The organism is Lysinibacillus sp. FSL L8-0126 (assembly GCF_038630385.1).
Lineage (GTDB): Bacteria > Bacillota > Bacilli > Bacillales_A > Planococcaceae > Lysinibacillus > Lysinibacillus fusiformis_D.
In genome coordinates this window covers 886,264-907,211 of sequence record NZ_CP152028.1, presented here as the reverse complement: position 1 = coordinate 907,211, position 20,948 = coordinate 886,264, and the positions used below count along the sequence as shown (strand labels likewise).

Genomic DNA, 20,948 nt, shown 5'->3' with positions numbered 1-20,948 from the left:
GCAGGAGGAGCGTTTTTTTGTTTTTAACTATATTCAGTTCTCCCATACGTTCATCCAGAAATGAATATAAAAGTTTGGATTTATTCATGATGTATAGTAAACGGTGACTGGATAAATGTTAGAGTTTTAAGGTTTAAAGGAAAGTGGAAAAGAGATAGAACCGATTACAGCTTCGAATCGACTACATTTTTTGTAGACATTCTCGGCTTTTCTTTTTTTAGGGTATTAGAATATAAAGGATTCTGTTCCCCCCTAAGCGAGCTAGTAATTTTAGAACATCATAAGGAGGAATTTATTCATGACGAAGTATATTTTTGTAACAGGTGGGGTTGTATCATCACTTGGAAAAGGGATTGTTGCAGCATCTCTAGGTCGTTTATTAAAGAACCGTGGTTTAGAAGTTACGATTCAAAAGTTTGACCCATATATCAATATTGACCCAGGTACAATGAGCCCTTATCAACATGGTGAGGTTTTTGTAACAGATGATGGTGCTGAGGCTGATTTAGACTTAGGACATTATGAACGTTTCATTGACATTAACCTAGGGAAACATTCTACAGTAACTTCAGGTCGCGTTTACCAATCTGTATTACAGAAAGAACGTCGTGGTGATTATAATGGTGGAACAGTACAAGTAATTCCTCATATTACAAACGAAATTAAAGACCGTATCCAACGTGCTGGTCGTGAAACTAATGCAGACGTTGTTATTACAGAGGTTGGTGGGACAGTAGGGGATATTGAATCATTGCCATTCCTTGAAGCGATTCGCCAAATGAAAACAAATTTAGGTCATGACAATGTGATGTATATTCACTGTACACTTATACCTTATATTAAAGCAGCTGGTGAATTGAAAACAAAGCCTACTCAGCATTCTGTTAAAGAATTACGCTCTTTAGGTATCCAGCCAAATATTATCGTCGTACGTACAGAACAAGAAGTACCACAAGATATGAAAGAGAAATTAGCATTATTCTGTGATGTGCAACCACATGAAATTATTGAATCTCGTGATGCAGAGCATTTATATGAAGTGCCATTAAACCTGCATGCACAAGATATTGATGATATCGTTCTTGATCATTTTGGCATTGAAGCACCAGAGGCAGATATGGAAGAATGGCGCGAGCTGGTAGACAAAGTGAAGAACTTACCAAATAAAAGAAAAGTAGCATTAGTAGGGAAATATGTGGAACTACAAGATGCTTACATTTCAGTAGTTGAGGCATTAAAGCATGCGGGCTACGCATTTAACTCTGATATTGAAATTGACTGGATTAATGCAGAACATGTCAATGCAGATAACGTTGCTTCACTATTAAAAGGTGCAGATGCCATTTTAGTACCAGGCGGTTTTGGTGATCGTGGTGTTGAAGGGAAAATTTTAGCGACACAATATGCGCGTGAAAATGATGTACCGTTCCTTGGTATTTGCTTAGGTATGCAATTAGCAACAATAGAATTTGCTCGTAATGTCCTTGGTTTAAAAGGTGCACATTCTACAGAGCTTGATGCAAATACAGAGTACCCAATTATCGACTTCTTACCAGATCAAAATGATAGTGTAGATATTGGCGGTACATTACGTTTAGGATTATACCCATGTAAATTGAAAGATGGTTCAAAGGCAAGCAATGCATACGGTAAAGAGCTTGTTTATGAGCGTCACCGTCACCGCTATGAGTTTAACAATGAATATCGTGAGGCAATGGAAGCAGCAGGTCTTGTCTTCTCAGGTACAAGCCCTGATGGCAAATTGGTTGAAATTATTGAGCTACCAGGTAACAACTTCTTTGTAGCATGTCAATTCCACCCAGAGCTAGTTTCACGTCCAAATCGTCCACAACCATTGTTCCGTGATTTTATCGGAGCAACATTTAAATAATCAAAAAGAGTTGTCTCTCTATTAATGAGACAACTCTTTTTAAATGAATGTTTATAGTTCTTCTTCATCAATACCAAGCATTTCATCATAAGCAATTTTCACTGCTTCATATACAAAAAGTCCAGCAATTGCATGTGGTACAACGATTCTTTGCCCTAAATCATTAGGCAATAAACCACCTTTAACGCGTGTAGAAACATACGTATAGGCCAAATCTGCAAGAGGATTTTCCGTATTCGCTACTTCACTCGCAACAGCAGCGAAAGGAATAAACCGTTTATTTAAGTCTTGAGCTAAAGCCAGTGCCTCCTCATCGTGCGCACTGCGTGTAAAAATGCAAACACGATCAGCTTCAGTTAAGCTTGTACTCGAAGTCCAAGGAGCTAATTTGCTAAATGGTTCAACTGCTTGAGATGCATTGGATTCAATAACTTGCATTTCACCAAAGCAAGCGAAATACACATGACCTTCTCCAATGGCTGCTTGTGCAAGGAGTCTTGCTGTTTCCTCAATAGCCTCCTCTTCATTTTGTGTTATTCTTTGTAATAATCCACTTAATTGTGTTGTTAGAATTTTTGACATGTTCCCACCTCTAACCATATTATAGGGGCGGAAAAGGTAGAAAGCAAAAGCAGATAATTTATAATACTAGAAGGTATTAAGCTGAAAAAGGAGAATTATACATAATAAAGAAAGTTTTTGTGTAAGAATAAAACTAAAAAAGGGCGGAATGAAATGTGAAACGATTACTAATTGTCGATGATCAGCAGGGAATTCGTTTACTTTTAAATGAAGTGTTGAAAAAGGAAGGTTATCTTACATATTTAGCGGCTAATGGTTCAGAGGCATTAAAATATGCAGATGAGCAACAGATGGATTGTGTTTTACTGGATATGAAGATTCCAGGGATGGACGGTATTGAAATCTTGAAACGCTTAAAAGAAAAATTTCCGAAGTTACCTGTATTTATGATGACAGCATATGGCGAATTGGATGTAGTGCAAGAAGCTTTAGAATTAGGAGCTATTCGTTACTTTACAAAACCATTTGATATTTTTGAGGTGCGAGATGAAGTAAATAAGGCTTTACAGGTGTAAAAAACAGACAGTGGACACACGGTCTGTTTTTTATGTTTATTTTGAAAGAAGCGACAGGGTATTGCCTTCAATTTCAGTGTGTTGCACTATGCTGTCGTGTAGAAAATAAGAGCCTCTGCATTTCAGGTGCAAGCCTCTGTTGAGTTACACTCCACAACGGCAGACACTGTCGCTACGTTATACTGCGGCTATCGTGTAGAAAATAAGAGCCTCTGCATTTCAGGTGCAAGCCTCTGTTGAGTTACACTCCACAACGGCAGACACTGTCGCTACGTTATACTGCGGCTATCGTGTAGAAAATAAGAGCCCCTGCATTTCAGGTGCAAGCCTTCGTTGAGTTGCACTCCACAACGGCAGACACTGTCGCTACGTTACACTGCGCTATCGTGTAGAAAATAAGAGCCCCTGCATTTCAGGTTCAAGCGCCGCCGTTACGTTGCACTACACTTTGGCGACACTGCCGCTACGTTGCCCTCCGCTTTCGTGTAGAAAATAAGAGCCCCTGCATTTCAGGTGCAAGCCTTCGTTGAGTTGCACTCCACAACGGCAGACACTGTCGCTACGTTACACTGCGCTATCGTGTAGAAAATAAGAGCCCCTGCATTTCAGGTTCAAGCGCCGCCGTTACGTTGCACTACACTTTGGCGACACTGCCGCTACGTTGCCCTCCGCTTTCGTGTAGAAAATAAGAGCCCCTGCTTTTCAGGTTCAAGCGCCGCCGTTACGTTGCACTACACTTTGGCGACACTGCCGCTACGTTGCCCTCCGCTTTCGTGTAGAAAATAATAGCCCCTGCTTTTCAGGGGCTATTATTTTTGCTATGATTGAGGGGCATGTTTATGTAAAGAATAGTCCTATGAGGAGGATTTTTAGTATGGCATTAGTATCTATGAAAGAGATGTTAATTAAAGCAAAAGCAGAAGGTTATGCGGTTGGTCAATTCAACATTAATAACCTTGAATGGACTCAAGCAATTTTACAAGCAGCTGAAGAAGAAAAATCTCCAGTGATTCTTGGTGTTTCTGAAGGTGCAGGTAAATATATGGGCGGATTTATTTCCGTTGTTCATATGGTAAAAGGTTTAATGGAATCTTACGGTATTACAGTTCCTGTAGCGATTCATCTTGACCATGGTTCTAGCTTTGCAAAATGTAAAGAGGCAATTGATGCAGGCTTTACTTCAGTGATGATTGATGCATCACATCACTCATTTGAGGAAAATGTAAAAATTACTTCAGAAGTAGTAGAATACGCACATGCTAAAGGCGTTTCTGTGGAAGCAGAATTAGGAACAGTTGGTGGAGATGAAGATGGCGTAATCGGTGGTATTATTTATGCTAATCCAGAAGAATGCCGCAAAATGGTTGAACTGACAGACATCGATTGCTTAGCACCAGCACTTGGCTCTGTACATGGTCCTTACAAAGGAGAGCCAAACTTAGGCTTTAAAGAAATGGAAGAAATCTCTAAATTAGCGGATCTTCCACTTGTCTTACATGGTGGTACAGGTATCCCAACAAAGGATATTCAACGTTCCATTTCATTAGGTACAGCTAAAATCAACGTCAATACTGAAAATCAAATTGAAGCAACAAAAGTAATCCGTGAAATTCTAGACAACGACAAAGTTGTTTACGATCCACGTAAATTCCTTGGTCCAGCACGTGAAGCCATTAAGGCAACGGTTATTGGTAAAATTCGTGAATTTGGTAGTGCACAAAAAGCATAATTTTTGCATTTAATATGTTACAAAAGCATAGTTAAATACACATACTAAGAGAAGTGTTGATGCTTTCAATCGACCTTCTCTTGTTTTTGAAATAATGAAATTTTGGAAAATATTTAATAATATAAGAAAAATGATCAGGAGGAAATAAAAATGAAATTTTTCATTGATACAGCAAACTTTGAAGAGATTAAAGAGGCACATGCATGGGGTATTTTATCAGGGGTTACAACAAACCCATCATTAGTGGCTAAAGAAGAGAATGTTTCTTTCCATGATCGTCTTCGTGAAATAGCTGAGCTTGTTGATGGCTCTGTAAGCGGAGAAGTTATTGCACTTGATGCGGAAGGTATGATTAAAGAAGGTTTGGAATTAGCTGCGATTGCTCCAAACATAACAGTAAAGTTACCAATGACACCAGCTGGATTAGAGGCATGTCGTTTCTTTGCAAACAAAGGTATTAAAACAAACGTGACATTAATCTTTAGTGCGAACCAAGCATTAATGGCTGCGCGTGCAGGTGCTACATACGTATCACCATTTATCGGCCGTTTAGATGACATTGGTCAAAATGGTGTCGAGCTAATTGAAACAATAGCAGATATTTTTACCATTCATAATATCGATACGCAAATTATTGCTGCTTCTGTTCGTCATCCTCAGCATGTTACAGCAGCAGCTTTAGCTGGCGCACATATTTCAACTACACCGTTTAAAGTATTAAAGCAACTTTTCAACCATCCATTAACGGAAAAAGGAATTGAAGGATTTTTAACGGATTGGAATACGAGAAAAGGCGAATAATAAGATTATAAAGTGAGCCAATTGCAAAAAATACTACTTTCCAATCATGAGGGAGAACGCAAAATGGATGTTTATAAAATTACTGGCGAAAATCGTCTACGAGGTACAATTAAAGTTAGTGGTGCAAAAAATAGTGCAGTCGCCTTAATTCCTGCATCAATTTTGGCGAACTCTCCAGTGACTATTGGGGGGATACCCGAAATTTCAGATGCTTGGACGTTAAAGGCTTTATTAGAGGAAATTGGTGGAGAAGTTTCATTTGAGGATGGCACAATGACAATTGATCCTACAGATATGATTGCATTGCCTTTACCAAATGGAAACGTGAAAAAGTTACGCGCTTCTTATTATTTAATGGGTGCTATGCTTGGACGTTTTAAGAAAGCAGTCATAGGGTTACCTGGAGGCTGCTTTTTAGGACCACGACCAATTGACCAACATATAAAAGGCTTTGAGGCATTGGGAGCTAAAATTACCAATGAACATGGAGCCATCTATTTACGTGCAGATGAATTGATTGGGGCAAAAATTTATTTAGATGTAGCAAGTGTTGGGGCAACGATTAATATTATGTTAGCAGCAGTGCTTGCAAAGGGACGGACTGTCATTGAAAATGCCGCAAAGGAGCCTGAAATCATCGATGTAGCGACACTTCTGACGAATATGGGGGCCAATATTAAAGGTGCAGGTACAAGTGTCATCCGTATTGAAGGTGTAGAAGAGCTACATGGTACCGAGCATACGATTATACCAGATCGCATTGAAGCATCTACATTTTTGATAATGGCTGCAGCAGTTGGTGATGGTATTACCATTGATAACGTTATTCCACTGCATTTAGAAGCGATTATCGCAAAGCTTCGTGAAATGGGTGTGAAAATCGAAATTGGTGAAGAAAGTATTTATGTACCAAAAACAGATCTCTCGACATTACAGGCAGTGGATGTCAAAACGCTGGTATACCCCGGATTCCCAACGGACATTCAGCAGCCACTTGCGGTGTTAATGTCACAGGCATTCGGTTCTTCTAAAGTAACAGATACTATTTATACAGCTCGATTTAAACATATTGATGAGCTTCGTCGTATGAATGCAGATGCTCGTGTAGAAGGAAATACAGCTATTATTAAAGGGCCGAGTAAATTACATGGCTCAACGGTAACAGCTACAGATCTTCGCGCGGGTGCAGCTTTAGTTTTAGCTGGTCTCTTAGCTGAAGGCGAAACAGAGGTTCAGGATATCTATCATATTGAACGTGGCTATAGCTCACTTATTGAGAAATTACGTGATTTAGGCGCTGATATTCGACGTGAAACAATCATGGCACGTGTAGCTGAGACAAAGGAATAATGAGAGCTAAAAGTTTTCAGCCAATTATGTTACAATAGAGGTAATTTGAATGTTTTGGCATAAAAAGATGCCGATAACGGGAGGCAAAGCAACAATGGAACGTAGTTTATCGATGGAAGTAGTACGAGTAACAGAAGCAGCAGCAATCGCATCCGGGAAATGGATGGGACGCGGTTTGAAAATTGAAGCAGATGATGCAGCAACAACAGCGATGCGCAAAATGTTCGATACAATTCCAATGCATGCTACAGTAGTAATTGGTGAAGGTGAAATGGATGAAGCACCAATGCTTTATATTGGTGAAGAACTTGGTTTACGAAATGGTGGTCCAAAAGTAGATATCGCAGTGGATCCTTTAGAAGGTACAAATATTGTGGCAAAAGGTACGAACGGTGCCATGACAGTACTTGCTATTGCAGATAAAGGCAATTTGTTAAATGCGCCAGACATGTACATGGAGAAAATTGCTGTAGGGCCAGAAGCGGCTGGAAAAGTGGATATAAATGCTTCTGTCACTTATAACTTATTACAAGTAGCAAAGGCTAAAAATAAAGATATTTCTGATGTAGTTGCTACTCTTTTAGATCGACCTCGCCATCAAGCAATTGTTGATGAAATTCGTGAAGCTGGCGCACGTATTAAGTTTATCCAAGATGGCGATGTTGGCGCAGCAATCAACACCGCTTTTGATGAAACGGGTATTGATATTATGTTTGGAACAGGTGGCGCTCCAGAGGGTGTTATTTCGGCAGTGGCCTTAAAATGCCTCGGTGGGGACTTCCAAGCAAAACTAGTACCAGAGGATGAAGAGCAATTAGAACGCTGCACAAAAATGGGTGTAGATGTTGAGAAAGTGCTTTATTTAGATGACCTAGTAAAAGGCGATGATGCTATTTTTGCAGCAACTGCTGTAACAGATTGCGAGCTTTTAAAGGGTGTTCAATATAAAGGTGCTTATGCCCTAACACACTCAGTAGTTATGCGAGCTAAATCCGGTACGGTTCGCTTTGTAGAAGGCCGTCACGCTCTTGAGAAAAAACCTAGATATTAATGATATTTTCTTCTAAAATATACCTAGTACATCTATTGTGCTAGGTACCTTCTTCTTAAATTAACCATCCCATATTTTAAGGCAATGTTTAGTTGTATGGTAGAAAGTGTATCAGTAGTTATTATTAAACTCAGGCTACCATATAAGCATTAACAGAGCCTATCGAAAACTTCAATGATAACCCCAATAATTGTATTATATTTTGAAAAAGACTGGAGTTGTGCATATGTCTACATTGACAATCGCTCAATTAGAAAACATGACGTTAAAAGAGCTTTACGCCCTCGCACGCCAATATAAAATTTCATATTATAGCAAGCTAACGAAAAAAGAATTAATATTTGCTATTTTGAAAACGCGTTCAGAGCAAGAGGGCTATTTCTTTATGGAAGGCGTATTAGAAATTGTTTCGCAAGAGGGCTTTGGCTTCCTACGACCAATAAACTACTCACCAAGTAAAGAAGATATTTATATTTCTGCATCTCAAATCCGTCGCTTTGACCTACGTAATGGGGACAAGGTGTCTGGGAAGGTGCGACCACCGAAGGAAAATGAACGCTATTACGGCCTTTTACAAGTAGATGCTGTCAATGGCGAAGATCCTGAAGTAGCAAAGGAACGTGTGCATTTCCCTGCATTAACACCTTTATATCCTGATCGACAAATTAAGCTTGAAACAACACAGCGCAATTTATCAACACGTATAATGGATTTAGTGGCTCCTGTAGGTTTTGGTCAGCGTGGTTTAATCGTTGCACCACCAAAGGCAGGGAAAACATCTTTATTAAAAGAAATTGCAAACGCTATTACAACCAATCATCCAGAAGCTGAATTAATTGTCTTGCTGATTGATGAACGTCCTGAGGAAGTGACAGATATTGAACGTTCTGTAAATGCAGATGTTGTCAGCTCAACATTTGATGAAGTACCAGAGAATCACGTGAAAGTGGCAGAAATTGTATTAGAACGTGCACGCCGTTTAGTTGAACATAAGCGTGATGTTATCATTTTAATGGACTCTATCACGCGTTTAGCACGTGCTTTTAACTTAGTCATTCCGCCAAGTGGACGTACACTTTCAGGTGGTATTGATCCTGCTGCTTTCCATAGACCAAAACGTTTCTTTGGTTCAGCTCGTAATATTGAAGAAGGCGGTAGCTTAACAATTTTAGCAACAGCTTTAGTCGATACAGGCTCTCGTATGGATGAAGTCATCTATGAAGAATTTAAAGGTACAGGTAACTTAGAGCTTCATCTAGACCGTCAGTTGGCGGAGCGCCGTATTTTCCCTGCGCTTGATATTCGCCGCTCAGGTACACGTAAAGAAGAGCTTCTTCTTGAGCCAGAACAGCTTGAAAAACTATGGGCGATCCGTAAAACATTTTCAGATGCGCCTGATTTTGCAGAGCGCTTCCTGAAAAAGCTGCGCACGACAAAATCAAATGAAGAATTTTTTGAGAAATTGAACGAAGATATGAAAAAAGCCACAAAAGGTAAGGGGCTACTTTAACTTAAAATTTAGTTAGCTCTTCATATTGCTGATTATAATCTTCAGAAAAGAATCACCATTAACTAAAATTAGTTGATGGTGATTTTGTTGTTGAAAAAAGGTAATGTCAACGGCATAATAAGCAGTTTTGTAAGGCGAGGGGTTGATTTCCGTTCCGCCAGCGTCCTTTCCAGGGGGCGTCCGATGAGCCGCTTCACTCACTGCGTTCGCTCCAGGGTCTCCTCTGTGACGCTATGAGCTGCACCCAAAATATTGGACTTAAAAATCTACTATAGGGGGTGCAGTTAGTGATTTCTGATGAACAAAAATTAGCCGCAGTTCTAGCTTACTTTGAAGAAAAAGAAAGTACGTATCAGATTGCCAATCGATTACAGAGGGATCGACAGTACATTCGATTATGGATTGAATTATATCGCTATCATGGCATCGAAGGAATTATTCGTCCTCAAGGGTTCACGAATTACGAAGATTCTTTTAAAATAAAAGTAATTCAACACCTGATAGAGACGGGCGATTCGCTCCTTCAGACTGCTGCGAAGTTTAATATTCCTTCCCGTGAAACCATTCGGAGATGGAAAAAACAATCGATGTCAACGGCTGGTGAGGTGCTCTATCAAGTAGAAAAGGAGCGCCAATCAATGCCAAAAAAACAACCACCTTCGTCCGATTTAAATGGAAAAACAACGGATGAGTTAAAAGCGGAAATTGAGTATTTACGGATGGAAAATGCCTATTTAAAAAAGTTGAAAGCCTTAGTTCAAGAAAAGGATGCCTTCAAATCCAAGAAAAAGTAAGAGCTGTCTATGAGCTAAGGTTGGATTTTCCTCTTCAAGCTCTATTAAAAGTCGCGAAACTTAAGAAAAGTACGTATTATTATCATCTCCAAAAATGGGTAAAACCAGATAAATATCAGGCGATCAAAGAACGAATTCAGACGCTTTTTCATTACCATAAGGGGCGTTATGGCTATCGTCGTATTTGTTTAGCCCTCCGAAATGAAGGGTTTTTCATCAACCATAAAACGGTCCAACGATTGATGCAAGAATTGGGCTTAAAAGGGACGGTACGCCCTAAAAAATACCGTTCGTATAAAGGGACAGTCGGCTATGTCGCAGAGAATGTCATCCAACGTGATTTTGAAGCCACTGCACCCAATCAGAAATGGGTAACCGATGTAACGGAGTTTAAAATAAACGGTCAAAAAATCTATATATCCGCTGTATTAGATTTATTCAATCGAGAAATCGTTGGGTATGAGGTATCAAAATCACCTAATTTTGAGTTAGTTCAACAGTCTTTTAAGAAGGCATTTACGTATACAAAGTTATCGAAAAAGAGTGGCTTAATCGTCCATTCTGATCAAGGATGGTTATATCAAATACCACGTTTTAAAGCGTTATTGGCAACACATGAAATCAAGCAAAGTATGTCACGGAAAGGAAATTGTTTAGATAATGCCGTGATAGAAAGCTTTTTTGGCATTATGAAATCAGAATTTCTATACGCAACAACGTTTAAGAACTACGAAGCATTCAAAAAAGCGTTAGTAGGCTATATCCACTACTACAATCATGAACGGATAAAAATAAAACTCAACGGAAAAAGTCCAGTTGAGTTTCGAAGAGTTTCTTAAAAGTTCAAATTTTTGGGGTCAGTTCACTAAATCCCCTAGGAGTGACGCTGGCTCCACTCCAATCAACCATTCTGCAAAAGTGTCTTTTCCTGAACAAAATAGCCCATTATTTATAGTATAAGAGAGGATAGCCTCTTACTTTCAATTTGGAGAAGTGATGTGTGACAACACCCCACCATAAAAGAGTAGTGAATACCTTCACTTTTTTGCTAAAAAGTGAACATTTTTATTTTATGGATTGGAGTGGAAGGCTACTTGACTCCCGTGGGAATAGCGAGATAGGCGAGCCCCTGCACGGAGGAAGCGGCTCGGCGCTCGCCCACAGGAAAGCAAGTAGCCTGCAACGGAAATCCTTTTTCACCTTTCACATAAATTCTATGGATGGTTTTGTTTTTCAACACTATGATCACCATTAACTAAAATTAGTTGATGGTGATTTTTTGTAATACAAAAAGGGAAATATTGTATGATTGTATAATCATTTTCCTAATACTATTTTACTGATAAAGGGAGCTAGAAACTAAATGTATCAAAATAGAAACTATGAAATTTGAATTAAAAAACTACAATTTACCATAAATGTATTGTATAATTATGTTATTATACATAAGGAATGGTGATTTTTAATGAGATTTTGCATAAGTTGTGGTGAAAAAAATAGTGAAGAAGTATTGTATTGTACAAATTGTGGTAATAGTCTTAGCGATGTACAAGATAAAACATCTATGAAAATTGAACCAAAACTAAGTGCTCAAAAGAAGCATCGTAAAAAAATGACTAAAAAACAGAAATGGATATTTTCTATCTCAAGTGTCCTACTATTAGTTCTTGCTATTACACATTTCGTTTTAAGTAGCATTTATGAGCCAACTAAGCAGATTAGTGCGATGAATGATGCGTATAATAATCAAGATAAAGATGCTTTCTTTCAAGAGTTTGAAGTTAAAGAGGGCACTGTAGCAGATGCTCAAAATTTTTATGCGATTGTTAAAGAGTACGGTTGGACAAATTTGAGAAATCAACTTACATATGAAGTAGAACGTATTATGAATAATGAAAATCCAGATATTATATACAATGGGGGTGAATTTATTTCTGTACATAGTAAACCTATTTTATTTGGGTTGTATGACAGGGTTGAATTCATCATTATTCCGACTGAAGTGTTTATTTATGCACCTTTTAAAAATATGACTTTACAGTTTGGGGATAAGGAAATTGTCAGTAAGAGTGATGAGGAAAATGTAGGATTTGGTCACTATATTCCAGGAGAGTATGCTTGGTCTTATAGTTATGAAGGTGGTTATATACCTTTAGCAGACGAAGGAAAACTAATGCTTGAAGCACAAGCAGACAATATTGCACAAATTGATGTAGACTGGGGTTTCCAAACAGTATCTGTAGACTCCGATTTAGAGGATGCGATTTTATATGTAAATGGAAAATCGACTGAAAAAAAAGTAAGTGAATTAAGAGAGCTTTATCCTGCGAAACTAAATAGTAAAATAGAAGTTTATGCACAAAGTCAAGATAAAGATGGTAAAACGGTAAAGTCAGATGTATTGCCACTAGATAGTGATACTATTTATTTACCATTTGAACATATTCGAACGGAACAAAAATTAGCAGAACATGAAGATATCATAAGGGATATTTATAAAAATTTCCGCTCAGACTATTCCTCTGCTATTCGATACACAAATTTTGATTACATAGGTGATTATTTCAGAGAGGGAAGTAAAATAAAAAAAGATTATGCGAAATTTGTAACGGATCATGATAATATTCCTGGCTATAACTATGAATTTTTGTTAAATGAAATAATATCATTTAATACATTATCAGATAAACAATTTGAGTTACAGTCATATGAAACTTTTAATTATTCTTCAGATAAAGAAGGTTCTATTAACTATGAACGTAAAAAGAAATATATTTTCTCATTTGAAAATGGAAAATACTTTATTGATGAAATTGTGGATTTAGATACGAAAAAGACAAAATTATAGTGAGGTATGTGTAGATGAAAAATTGTTTAACATGTGGACATTCGCAGGAGGATGGAAAATTCTGTGGGAAATGCGGGACTCCACTAGAAAGCGCTGCTCTTGAACAAGCAGCAACAATAAATAATATGACGGATTATCAAAATCAGCCGCAGCCACAAGCCGGACAGGCTGCTCAGGAAACTTCGCACAGTAGTGATCAAATTGAATTATTAAAAAAACAATCTAAATTATACTTTAATCATTTTCTAGAACAATTAAAAAAACCATCTGCAGGTTTTAATGTAGAAATAGCTTGGAAAAATAATCTTACTAGTATGATTATCTATGTTTTAATTACGGCTTTATCTGTATTTTTATTAATAAAAAGTTTCACTTCACGGACGTTTGGGCTTTTCGAAAGTTATGGACCTTCTATAATTCAAGTGATTCTATATGTGTCATTATTTCTAATTTTACTAATGGCGATAAACGTATTAGCCATATTCTTAACTTCAAAATTATTTTCTGAAAACCTCAGTTTTACAAATGTGATTAGTAAAATAGGAAGTTACTACGCTCTTCCTATTGCAGTTACGATTTTAAGTATTTTATTTGGCTTGTTGAAATCTTATACATATTCCATGATTATGTTATATATTGGATTTGTGTTAGCTATCGGGATCATACCTATTTTTGTTATGGTTAAATTATTGAGTAATACATCTAAAATTATTGATAATTTCTATAGTTTTATTTTTTATCTAGTTGTAACAGCTATCTTAACTTCAATTATCTTCTCTTTTATTATTGACTCAACAATAGGGGACTATTTAAGTTTTTTAATATAAGAAATTAATAGCTTCAAAGAAAATTATTGAAGAGAAGACAGTTCACAAATACGTATCCATATGGCACTAACACATGGACAAGTTATTTTATCAAAAAGAAGCAACCTTCTAGTATTGTTGTCTTGTTCTGCAACGAAGGACCCTCATTCATATTAGACGTTAAAATTTGGCGTCTGGATGATCCTTTGAATAAAAAGAGGCTTTAAAAACAATTGTTTGTTTAATACCTGCCAAGTTCGCGCTTGGCAGGTATTTTTGTATATGTTTTATTTTATAAATGTATATTGAAATTGATAATCATTATCAATATAATGAGGCTATAAAGTATGTTTATTGAAGGAGACGAAGATGAATTATGACGCTTATATGCTTCTTTGGCAAAATGCATTTATCCAGTTGAAGCAAATCGATTACATAAATAAATCAGATGTTCATGTGTCAAAGGTTTTAACATATAGCTCGTTTCTTATTGTCACAGGAGGTGGTGCACAGGTTGTCATTGATGATCAACCCTATCACGTGCAGCGCTTCAGTATTTTTCATATAGGAAAATCTCAATGCCTTCAGATTACAGCACAACAGAGTGTTAGCTACTTTCTCATTAGCTATAAGGGGGATGTCATGTACAAAGATGCTTTTATGCAACATTTGCACATGCATTATCAACCATTTCAAACACATTTTTCATGTGTACCCGCTAATCCGATCGTCATTCACAGTATCCTTCAAGATATGTACAGTAAATGGCAATCTGGTTCCATTCAGGAGCATTTATCTGTAAGGGCCTCCTTCTATGAGCTTGTCTATCATGTCTTTCGAGAATTATCGGAAGGGCAAGGTAAACCACATGAGATGGATAAGGCAGAAGCTGCACGATTGTTTATTAAGCAACACATTCATCAACCACTATCTATACAGACATTAGCAGATATGCTTCAGATTAGTACACGGCATTTATTACGCATCTTTAAAGCGCGTTATGAAATAGGTCCACAAATTTATTTACAGCAATTGAGAATAGAGCAAGCTAAGCAGTATTTATTAACCAATCAATATGGCATTAAAGAAATTGCCATTTCTCTTGGTTTTGAAGATGAATATTATTTTAGTCGTGCTTTTAAAAAAGCAACAAATATGGCTCCAAGTAGCTTTAGGCTGAAATATACAGCTAGTATGTCCGAAATTGCCATTACAAATGAGAATCATTTTCAATACAATAATAATCAGCTCGCGCAAGCAAAACGATTTGAGAATGGAGAAAATGAAATCATGATGAGAAAGATGATTCAGCATATAAAGCTACCTTTTTTACTAAGCCTGATTGTTTTACTGGCAGCATGTAATGAAGATACGAGCCAATCTAAGGTTGACGAACAAACTTCGTCTGATACGGCAGAGACTAGAACCGTAACAGATGATAGTGGACGCGAAGTTGAAATTCCAGTGAAGGCAGAGAGAATCGTAACCGATTGGTATCTTGGGCAAATTTTAGCGTTAGATGTTGTACCAGTTGGAGGCGTAACGGCTAACCTTGATTATGCAGCTTTCTTAAAGCAACACTATAAGGATGGGGAAATTACGAATATTGGTACAGATGGTAAGGTATCATTAGAAAAAGTTTTAGAGTTAAAGCCAGACTTGATTATTACTTGGAATGTGGAAGATGTAGCAAAATATGAAAAAATTGCCCCGACAATTGTCTTCGCTGAAGATGCTCATCAATCAGCGATTGAGGAAATTAAGGCAATGGGAAATTACTTAGGAAGACAAGCAGAGGCTGAAAACTTTACAAAAGAATTTGAAGACCGTATAGCAAAAGCTAAGGAAAAAATCATGGATGTGACTCCAGAAGGATCCACATTTACTATTTATGAAATGTTTGAAAAAAATGCAACAATTGTGGGGCAATCAAGTGTATCAGGCGGTAGAGCACTCTATCAAATTTTGGGTATGAAACCTCAAGAAAAGGTGCAGGAGATTTTTGATACAAAGGAAGCAAGTAATGGACGTTATGAGATTTCCTATGAAGTAGTAGGTGATTATGTAGGTGACTATAACTTCATGATTAATTTCTTTAACAAAGATGGCCAGTTGCCAGCAACGTGGACAAATTTAGATGTCGTTAAAAATAATCAAGTATTAGAGCTTCCATCTGAATATTATTTTGCTTCTGATCCGCTCTCTGGCTTACATCAAGCTGAAGAACTAGCTGACAAAATAGTTGATTTTACGAAGGCTCAGCAACAATAACTGTGAAAACATGTGAGCTATCTGTATGTAGAATCAGATAGCTCATTTATTAGATACGAAAATGACATTACCATAGGAGGTTGCAACATGTTATTAAGGCGCTTTTTTTCATATTATAAACCCTATAAAGGTTTATTCATTTTAGATTTTAGCTGTGCGATATTAGTGGCACTAATCGAGCTGGCATTTCCACTTGTTTTAAATAAAGTAATTGATGATATTCTGCCAGATGGGGAATTAAAATGGATTCTTATGGCAAGTTTATTGCTGTTTGGTCTATATATTTTCAATTCTATTCTTCACTTTATCGTATCGTACTGGGGGCATATGCTAGGGATTAATATTGAAACAGATATGAGGAAGGAATCTTTTAGCCATGTGCAAAAACTATCTTTCCGATATTTTGATAACAATAAAACAGGGCATCTTGTTTCTCGATTAACGAACGATTTAATGGATATTGGTGAACTTGCTCACCATGGTCCAGAGGATATTTTTATTGCGGCAATGACGATTATTGGGACGTTTGGGGTTATGTACTATATTGATCCAACCTTTACAATTCTTATTTTCTTACTTGTACCGATCATTTTAATTTTAACGATTATTTTTGGGAAGTTAATGTCCAAAGCATTCCGTCAAATGTTCGGAGATATCGCAGATTTCAATGCGCGAGTTGAAAATAATGTAAGTGGTATTCGTGTGGTACAGGCTTTCACAAATGAAGATCATGAGATTAAACGCTTTAAAGTAAATAATGAACGATTCCGTATGACAAAGCTGTTCTCCTATAAAGTAATGGCTTGGAATGAGGCTATTTCAGGCATACTCACTAAAGTATTATCACTCTTTACTTTATTTGTAGGAGCGTATTTTGTTTTAAATGGACATATAACAAATGGAGATTTTATCGCATTTATTTTACTATCAGGTATTCTTTTAGGCCCAATTAACAAAATTAATATGTTTATAGAAAGCTATCCGAAAGGTATGGCAGGATTTAGACGCTATATCGAATTTTTAGAAACGGAACCTGAAATTGTGGATCGTCCAGAGGCAAAAATGGTTGATGAAATTAATGGCGAAATTACTTTCTCCGATGTATCGTTTGGCTATGCTGCCAATAACCGTGCCCTACATCATATTAATTTAAAAGTAAATCCTGGCGAAACCGTTGCCTTGGTAGGTCCATCTGGTGCAGGGAAATCAACAATCTGTAGTTTATTGCCACGTTTTTATGAAGTCAATGAAGGATCCATTAGTATTGATGGTATGGATATACGCGATTTTAAACTGCATTCCTTACGTTCGCATATTGGGATTGTCCAGCAGGATGTCTTTTTATTCGATGGTACCATTCGTGAAAATATTGCCTATGGTGATTTAAATGCCAGTGAAGAAGATATTTGGTATGCAGCACAACGAGCGCAACTGACGGATGTCATCAATGCTCTACCTGAAGGTATGGATACATTAATTGGTGAGCGTGGTGTGAAATTATCAGGTGGTCAAAAGCAAAGATTATCCATTGCCCGTATTTTCTTGAAAAACCCAAAAATCTTAATACTAGATGAAGCAACATCTGCATTGGATACAGAAACTGAACAAGCTATCCAACAGGCATTAAATGAACTTTCCATTGGACGTACTACATTAGTGATTGCTCACCGATTAGCAACAATTAAGGATGCAGACAGAATTGTCGTTGTGTCGAAAAAGGGCATCATTGAAGAAGGTACACACGAGCAATTAATGGAACGCCAAAATGCTTACTATGGCTTGTATACAGCTCAATTTGGTTTACAAATGTAAGAGTGGAACGCATTCTCAAAAATGAAAGGAAGTTAAAGATGTCAGTACTCGAAATAGATCATGTTGCGATTGGTTATTCTTCAGCGCTCATCGTCAACGATTTAAGTGTGGAGATTCCTAAAGGGCAAATCTCCACAATCATCGGCCCAAATGGTTGTGGCAAGTCTACTTTATTAAAGGCTGTTGCCCGTGTATTACGAACACAAAATGGAGCCGTCTATTTAGATGGCAAGGCGATACATCAATTAAAAACGAAAGATGTGGCCAAAAGAATGGCTATTTTACCTCAAACAGCAACAGCACCCGGAGGATTAACGGTTTTTGAATTGGTATCATATGGTCGCTTTCCTCACCAAGTTGGGTTTGGTTCCTTGCAAAAGGAAGACTACGAATATATCCACTGGGCGATTGATGTAACGGGGCTAAGAGAATTTAGTGATCGACCAATTGAAGCATTATCAGGTGGCCAGCGTCAGAGAGTATGGATTGCTATGGCATTGGCGCAAGGCACGGATATTTTAGTACTGGATGAACCAACAACTTATTTAGATTTAGCGCACCAGCTAGATATATTATTGCTACTGCAAAAACTAAATAAGGAAGAAGGACGAACAATTATCATGGTCTTGCATGATTTAAATCATGCGTCACGATTCTCCCACTTCATAATGGCTATGAGAGACGGCGATTTAATGGTGAACGGTAGTCCAAAAGAAGTGATGACAAAGGAAAATCTACAAAAAGTATTTAATATCGATGCAGAAATGGCTGTTTGTCCATATAGTAAAAATCCAATCTGCCTATCTTATCAGTTGTACGACATGAAGGAATAAAAGTTTAATTGAAAGTTATGAGGAGGAAGTAAAATGACTACGTCGACAGGAGTAGGAGAGCTCAACGATTTAGAGGAGCTACAGAAACGATCTCATCCGATCCGTGGAGTAGTGGCTTTAATCGTAGGAGTAATTGGATTAATATTTGCCATTGGCTTATCGATTTCTTTTGGAGCAGCAGATATTTCATTGGGTACTGTTTGGACAGCAGTTACCCATTTTTCACCGGAATTAACAACACATCAAATTATCCATGATATTCGCTTACCTCGAGTACTTGGAGCAGCATTAGTAGGTGCAAGCTTTGCAGTAGCGGGTGCTATTATGCAGGGGATGACACGTAACCCATTAGCAGACTCGGGGCTACTGGGTCTGAACTCTGGAGCGGCCTTTATGTTAGCATTGTGCTTTGCCTTCTTCCCTGGTCTGCCTTACATGTATTTAATTTTATGGTCCTTTGTAGGCGCAGGTCTTGGCGTAGCCATTGTTTATGGTATTGGCTCACTGTCAAAAGGTGGCTTAACACCGATGCGGCTAGTTCTAGCAGGTGCAGCTGTTAGTGCATTGCTTGGAGCGTTAGGAGAAGGGATTGCACTTTATTATCGTATTGGACAAGACCTAGCATTTTGGTATGCTGGCGGTGTTTCAGGTACAAAATGGAGTCATCTACAAATATTATCCCCATGGATCTTTATTGCGATGATAGGAGCGCTTATCCTATCACGTTCAATCACTGTACTGAGCTTAGGTGAGGAAATTGCAGTTGGACTTGGGCAACGTACAGCAGTTGTAAAAGTATGGGGAATGATCATTGTTTTAGTTTTAGCAGGTGCAGCCGTGTCTGTTGTCGGTGCGGTTGGTTTTGTAGGGTTAATTATCCCTCATTTAACGAGATACATAGTTGGACATGATTATCGCTGGATTATCTCTTGTTCTATAGTATATGGGGCATTGCTTGTTGTGTTAGCTGATTTAGTAGCACGTATTATCAATCCACCTTATGAAACACCGATTGGCGCACTAATTGCCTTTATCGGTGTACCATTCTTCCTTTATTTAGCACGTAAAGGAGGGAAAGAACTATGAGTAACAGCTATTTAACACCGAGTCAGCTTAAGGCGAAAAGAAAAAATTTCTCCATCCTTGTTACACTCATTGTGTTAATCATTATTACCTTTATTATTAGTATGAATACTGGCGTTATTAAACTGACGCCAATGGAAGTTCTGCGCACACTTTTTGGTCAAGGTGATGCACAACAGCAACTTATATTATTTGAGTTCAGACTTCCTAGAATTGTGATTGCTGTGTTAGTAGGTATGGGCTTAGCGGTTTCAGGCGCTATTTTACAGGGCATTTCCAAAAATGCTTTAGCGGATCCAGGAATCTTAGGGATTAATGCTGGGGCAGGACTTGCTGTCATGCTCTATGTATCATTTTTCCCAACTACGAAAGCAGCACCTGTTTATTTACTGCCAGTACTGGCTTTTGTAGGGGCAGGTTTGACAGCTGTTCTGATTTATTCACTTTCTTATAGACGACATGAAGGTATTACACCAATGCGTTTAATTTTAACAGGGGTAGCTGTAGCAGCAGGGATTAGCTCGGCTATGATTGTGCTAACACTACGCCTATCACCAGAAAATTATCAATTTGTAGCGACATGGCTAGCAGGTAGCATTTGGGGCTCGAATTGGCGATTTGTGCTGTCGCTGTTACCATGGTTAATTATCTTATTGCCTTTTGTTTATGCAAAATCACGGGTATTAAACGTACTAAATCTAGGCGAATTAACAGCTGTAGGGCTAGGTGCCTCTATTGAAAAAGAGCGCCGTTGGTTATTGGCTGCTGCTGTTGGTTTAGCTGGAGCTAGTGTTTCTGTAAGTGGAGGCATTGGTTTCGTGGGTCTTGTTGCACCACATTTAGCTCGACAACTTGTTGGCGCTAAACATCAGTTTTTACTGCCAACTGCAGCTCTGTTAGGAGGATTTTTAGTGTTGATGGCAGATACAATCGGTCGTTCTATATTAGAGCCTTCAGAAATTCCAGCGGGGATTGTGGTTGCTGTTTTAGGAGCACCTTATTTCTTATATTTATTGGCGCGATTGAAAGAGTAACTATAGTTTGTGGATGGTGTGTGAATAGTATGATCCTC

General features: G+C 37.9%; 18 protein-coding genes. 16 read left to right on the top strand and 2 right to left on the bottom strand.

Annotation, left to right across the window (positions count from 1 at the left end; translation table 11 throughout):
• The first annotated feature begins 298 nt into the window (after nt 1-298).
• Nucleotides 299-1,891, top strand: a complete 1,593-nt coding sequence (locus MHI34_RS04335; protein ID WP_036121444.1) for a CTP synthase — start codon at nt 299-301, stop codon at nt 1,889-1,891.
• A 51-nt stretch (nt 1,892-1,942) separates the two neighbouring features.
• On the opposite strand, the gene MHI34_RS04330 is transcribed toward MHI34_RS04335, so the two are convergent.
• A complete protein-coding gene (locus MHI34_RS04330) occupies nt 1,943-2,473 on the bottom strand; it encodes a DUF2529 family protein (RefSeq protein WP_036121442.1) in 531 nt (176 codons plus the stop codon).
• A 155-nt stretch (nt 2,474-2,628) separates the two neighbouring features.
• Between MHI34_RS04330 and MHI34_RS04325 the strand changes: the two genes are divergently transcribed.
• The 6 genes from MHI34_RS04325 (at nt 2,629) to rho (ending at nt 9,429) form a co-directional block, all read left to right on the top strand.
• A complete protein-coding gene (locus MHI34_RS04325; RefSeq protein ID WP_036121440.1) occupies nt 2,629-2,988 on the top strand; it encodes a response regulator in 360 nt (119 codons plus the stop codon).
• 874 nt (nt 2,989-3,862) lie between these two features.
• Nucleotides 3,863-4,717 (top strand): class II fructose-bisphosphate aldolase, encoded by an 855-nt coding sequence (locus MHI34_RS04320; RefSeq protein ID WP_036121426.1) that lies wholly within the window; start codon nt 3,863-3,865, stop codon nt 4,715-4,717.
• A 150-nt stretch (nt 4,718-4,867) separates the two neighbouring features.
• Nucleotides 4,868-5,518, top strand: coding sequence for a fructose-6-phosphate aldolase (gene fsa / locus MHI34_RS04315; RefSeq protein ID WP_036121423.1), 651 nt, complete (start codon nt 4,868-4,870; stop codon nt 5,516-5,518).
• Between the two features lie 63 nt (nt 5,519-5,581).
• The gene (locus MHI34_RS04310; protein WP_036121421.1) at nt 5,582-6,868 is read left to right on the top strand and encodes a UDP-N-acetylglucosamine 1-carboxyvinyltransferase; all 1,287 of its coding nucleotides are present in this window, start codon (nt 5,582-5,584) and stop codon (nt 6,866-6,868) included.
• A gap of 94 nt (nt 6,869-6,962) precedes the next feature.
• On the top strand, nt 6,963-7,919 hold the full coding sequence (gene glpX, locus MHI34_RS04305; RefSeq protein ID WP_036121428.1) for a class II fructose-bisphosphatase: 957 nt from the start codon (nt 6,963-6,965) through the stop codon (nt 7,917-7,919).
• A gap of 226 nt (nt 7,920-8,145) precedes the next feature.
• Nucleotides 8,146-9,429 carry a transcription termination factor Rho gene (gene rho, locus MHI34_RS04300; RefSeq protein ID WP_036121419.1) on the top strand — a complete coding sequence of 428 codons (1,284 nt, stop codon included), beginning with the start codon at nt 8,146-8,148 and terminating at the stop codon, nt 9,427-9,429.
• A 12-nt stretch (nt 9,430-9,441) separates the two neighbouring features.
• Here rho and MHI34_RS04295 read toward each other — a convergent pair whose 3' ends face one another.
• Complete coding sequence (locus MHI34_RS04295; protein WP_342504141.1) at nt 9,442-9,630, bottom strand: hypothetical protein; 189 nt, start codon at nt 9,628-9,630, stop codon at nt 9,442-9,444.
• 86 nt (nt 9,631-9,716) lie between these two features.
• Between MHI34_RS04295 and MHI34_RS04290 the strand changes: the two genes are divergently transcribed.
• The 9 genes from MHI34_RS04290 (at nt 9,717) to MHI34_RS04250 (ending at nt 20,910) form a co-directional block, all read left to right on the top strand.
• Nucleotides 9,717-10,223, top strand: coding sequence for a helix-turn-helix domain-containing protein (locus MHI34_RS04290; protein ID WP_342503599.1), 507 nt, complete (start codon nt 9,717-9,719; stop codon nt 10,221-10,223).
• Nucleotides 10,208-11,062, top strand: coding sequence for an IS3 family transposase (locus tag MHI34_RS04285; protein WP_342504450.1), 855 nt, complete (start codon nt 10,208-10,210; stop codon nt 11,060-11,062). The genes MHI34_RS04290 and MHI34_RS04285 overlap by 16 nt, the downstream gene beginning before the upstream one ends.
• Nucleotides 11,063-11,688: 626 nt before the next feature.
• On the top strand, nt 11,689-13,071 hold the full coding sequence (locus MHI34_RS04280; protein WP_036121417.1) for a zinc ribbon domain-containing protein: 1,383 nt from the start codon (nt 11,689-11,691) through the stop codon (nt 13,069-13,071).
• A gap of 14 nt (nt 13,072-13,085) precedes the next feature.
• Nucleotides 13,086-13,898: a hypothetical protein gene (locus MHI34_RS04275; protein WP_271912341.1), complete on the top strand. Its 813-nt coding sequence runs from the start codon at nt 13,086-13,088 to the stop codon at nt 13,896-13,898.
• Between the two features lie 348 nt (nt 13,899-14,246).
• Nucleotides 14,247-16,148 carry a helix-turn-helix domain-containing protein gene (locus MHI34_RS04270; RefSeq protein ID WP_271912342.1) on the top strand — a complete coding sequence of 634 codons (1,902 nt, stop codon included), beginning with the start codon at nt 14,247-14,249 and terminating at the stop codon, nt 16,146-16,148.
• 87 nt (nt 16,149-16,235) lie between these two features.
• Complete coding sequence (locus tag MHI34_RS04265) at nt 16,236-17,960, top strand: ABC transporter ATP-binding protein (protein ID WP_342504140.1); 1,725 nt, start codon at nt 16,236-16,238, stop codon at nt 17,958-17,960.
• Nucleotides 17,961-17,998: 38 nt separating this feature from the next.
• Nucleotides 17,999-18,793, top strand: a complete 795-nt coding sequence (locus tag MHI34_RS04260; protein WP_036123689.1) for an ABC transporter ATP-binding protein — start codon at nt 17,999-18,001, stop codon at nt 18,791-18,793.
• A gap of 33 nt (nt 18,794-18,826) precedes the next feature.
• Nucleotides 18,827-19,879 carry an iron ABC transporter permease gene (locus tag MHI34_RS04255; protein ID WP_036123687.1) on the top strand — a complete coding sequence of 351 codons (1,053 nt, stop codon included), beginning with the start codon at nt 18,827-18,829 and terminating at the stop codon, nt 19,877-19,879.
• Entirely contained in the window at nt 19,876-20,910 is a 1,035-nt protein-coding gene (locus tag MHI34_RS04250) for an iron ABC transporter permease (RefSeq protein ID WP_036123683.1), read from the top strand. The genes MHI34_RS04255 and MHI34_RS04250 overlap by 4 nt, the downstream gene beginning before the upstream one ends.
• Nucleotides 20,911-20,948: the final 38 nt, after the last annotated feature.

What these genes read in the sequence shown, in the direction of transcription:
- MHI34_RS04335 (WP_036121444.1), top strand. Translation starts at nt 299, where the DNA reads ATGACGAAGTATATTTTTGTAACAGGTGGGGTTGTATCATCACTTGGA.
- MHI34_RS04320 (WP_036121426.1), top strand. Translation starts at nt 3,863, where the DNA reads ATGGCATTAGTATCTATGAAAGAGATGTTAATTAAAGCAAAAGCAGAA.
- MHI34_RS04270 (WP_271912342.1), top strand. Translation starts at nt 14,247, where the DNA reads ATGAATTATGACGCTTATATGCTTCTTTGGCAAAATGCATTTATCCAG.
- MHI34_RS04255 (WP_036123687.1), top strand. Translation starts at nt 18,827, where the DNA reads ATGACTACGTCGACAGGAGTAGGAGAGCTCAACGATTTAGAGGAGCTA.
- MHI34_RS04280 (WP_036121417.1), top strand. Translation starts at nt 11,689, where the DNA reads ATGAGATTTTGCATAAGTTGTGGTGAAAAAAATAGTGAAGAAGTATTG.
- MHI34_RS04310 (WP_036121421.1), top strand. Translation starts at nt 5,582, where the DNA reads ATGGATGTTTATAAAATTACTGGCGAAAATCGTCTACGAGGTACAATT.
- MHI34_RS04260 (WP_036123689.1), top strand. Translation starts at nt 17,999, where the DNA reads ATGTCAGTACTCGAAATAGATCATGTTGCGATTGGTTATTCTTCAGCG.
- glpX (WP_036121428.1), top strand. Translation starts at nt 6,963, where the DNA reads ATGGAACGTAGTTTATCGATGGAAGTAGTACGAGTAACAGAAGCAGCA.
- MHI34_RS04265 (WP_342504140.1), top strand. Translation starts at nt 16,236, where the DNA reads ATGTTATTAAGGCGCTTTTTTTCATATTATAAACCCTATAAAGGTTTA.
- rho (WP_036121419.1), top strand. Translation starts at nt 8,146, where the DNA reads ATGTCTACATTGACAATCGCTCAATTAGAAAACATGACGTTAAAAGAG.
- fsa (WP_036121423.1), top strand. Translation starts at nt 4,868, where the DNA reads ATGAAATTTTTCATTGATACAGCAAACTTTGAAGAGATTAAAGAGGCA.
- MHI34_RS04275 (WP_271912341.1), top strand. Translation starts at nt 13,086, where the DNA reads ATGAAAAATTGTTTAACATGTGGACATTCGCAGGAGGATGGAAAATTC.
- MHI34_RS04250 (WP_036123683.1), top strand. Translation starts at nt 19,876, where the DNA reads ATGAGTAACAGCTATTTAACACCGAGTCAGCTTAAGGCGAAAAGAAAA.
- MHI34_RS04330 (WP_036121442.1), bottom strand. Translation starts at nt 2,473, where the DNA reads ATGTCAAAAATTCTAACAACACAATTAAGTGGATTATTACAAAGAATA.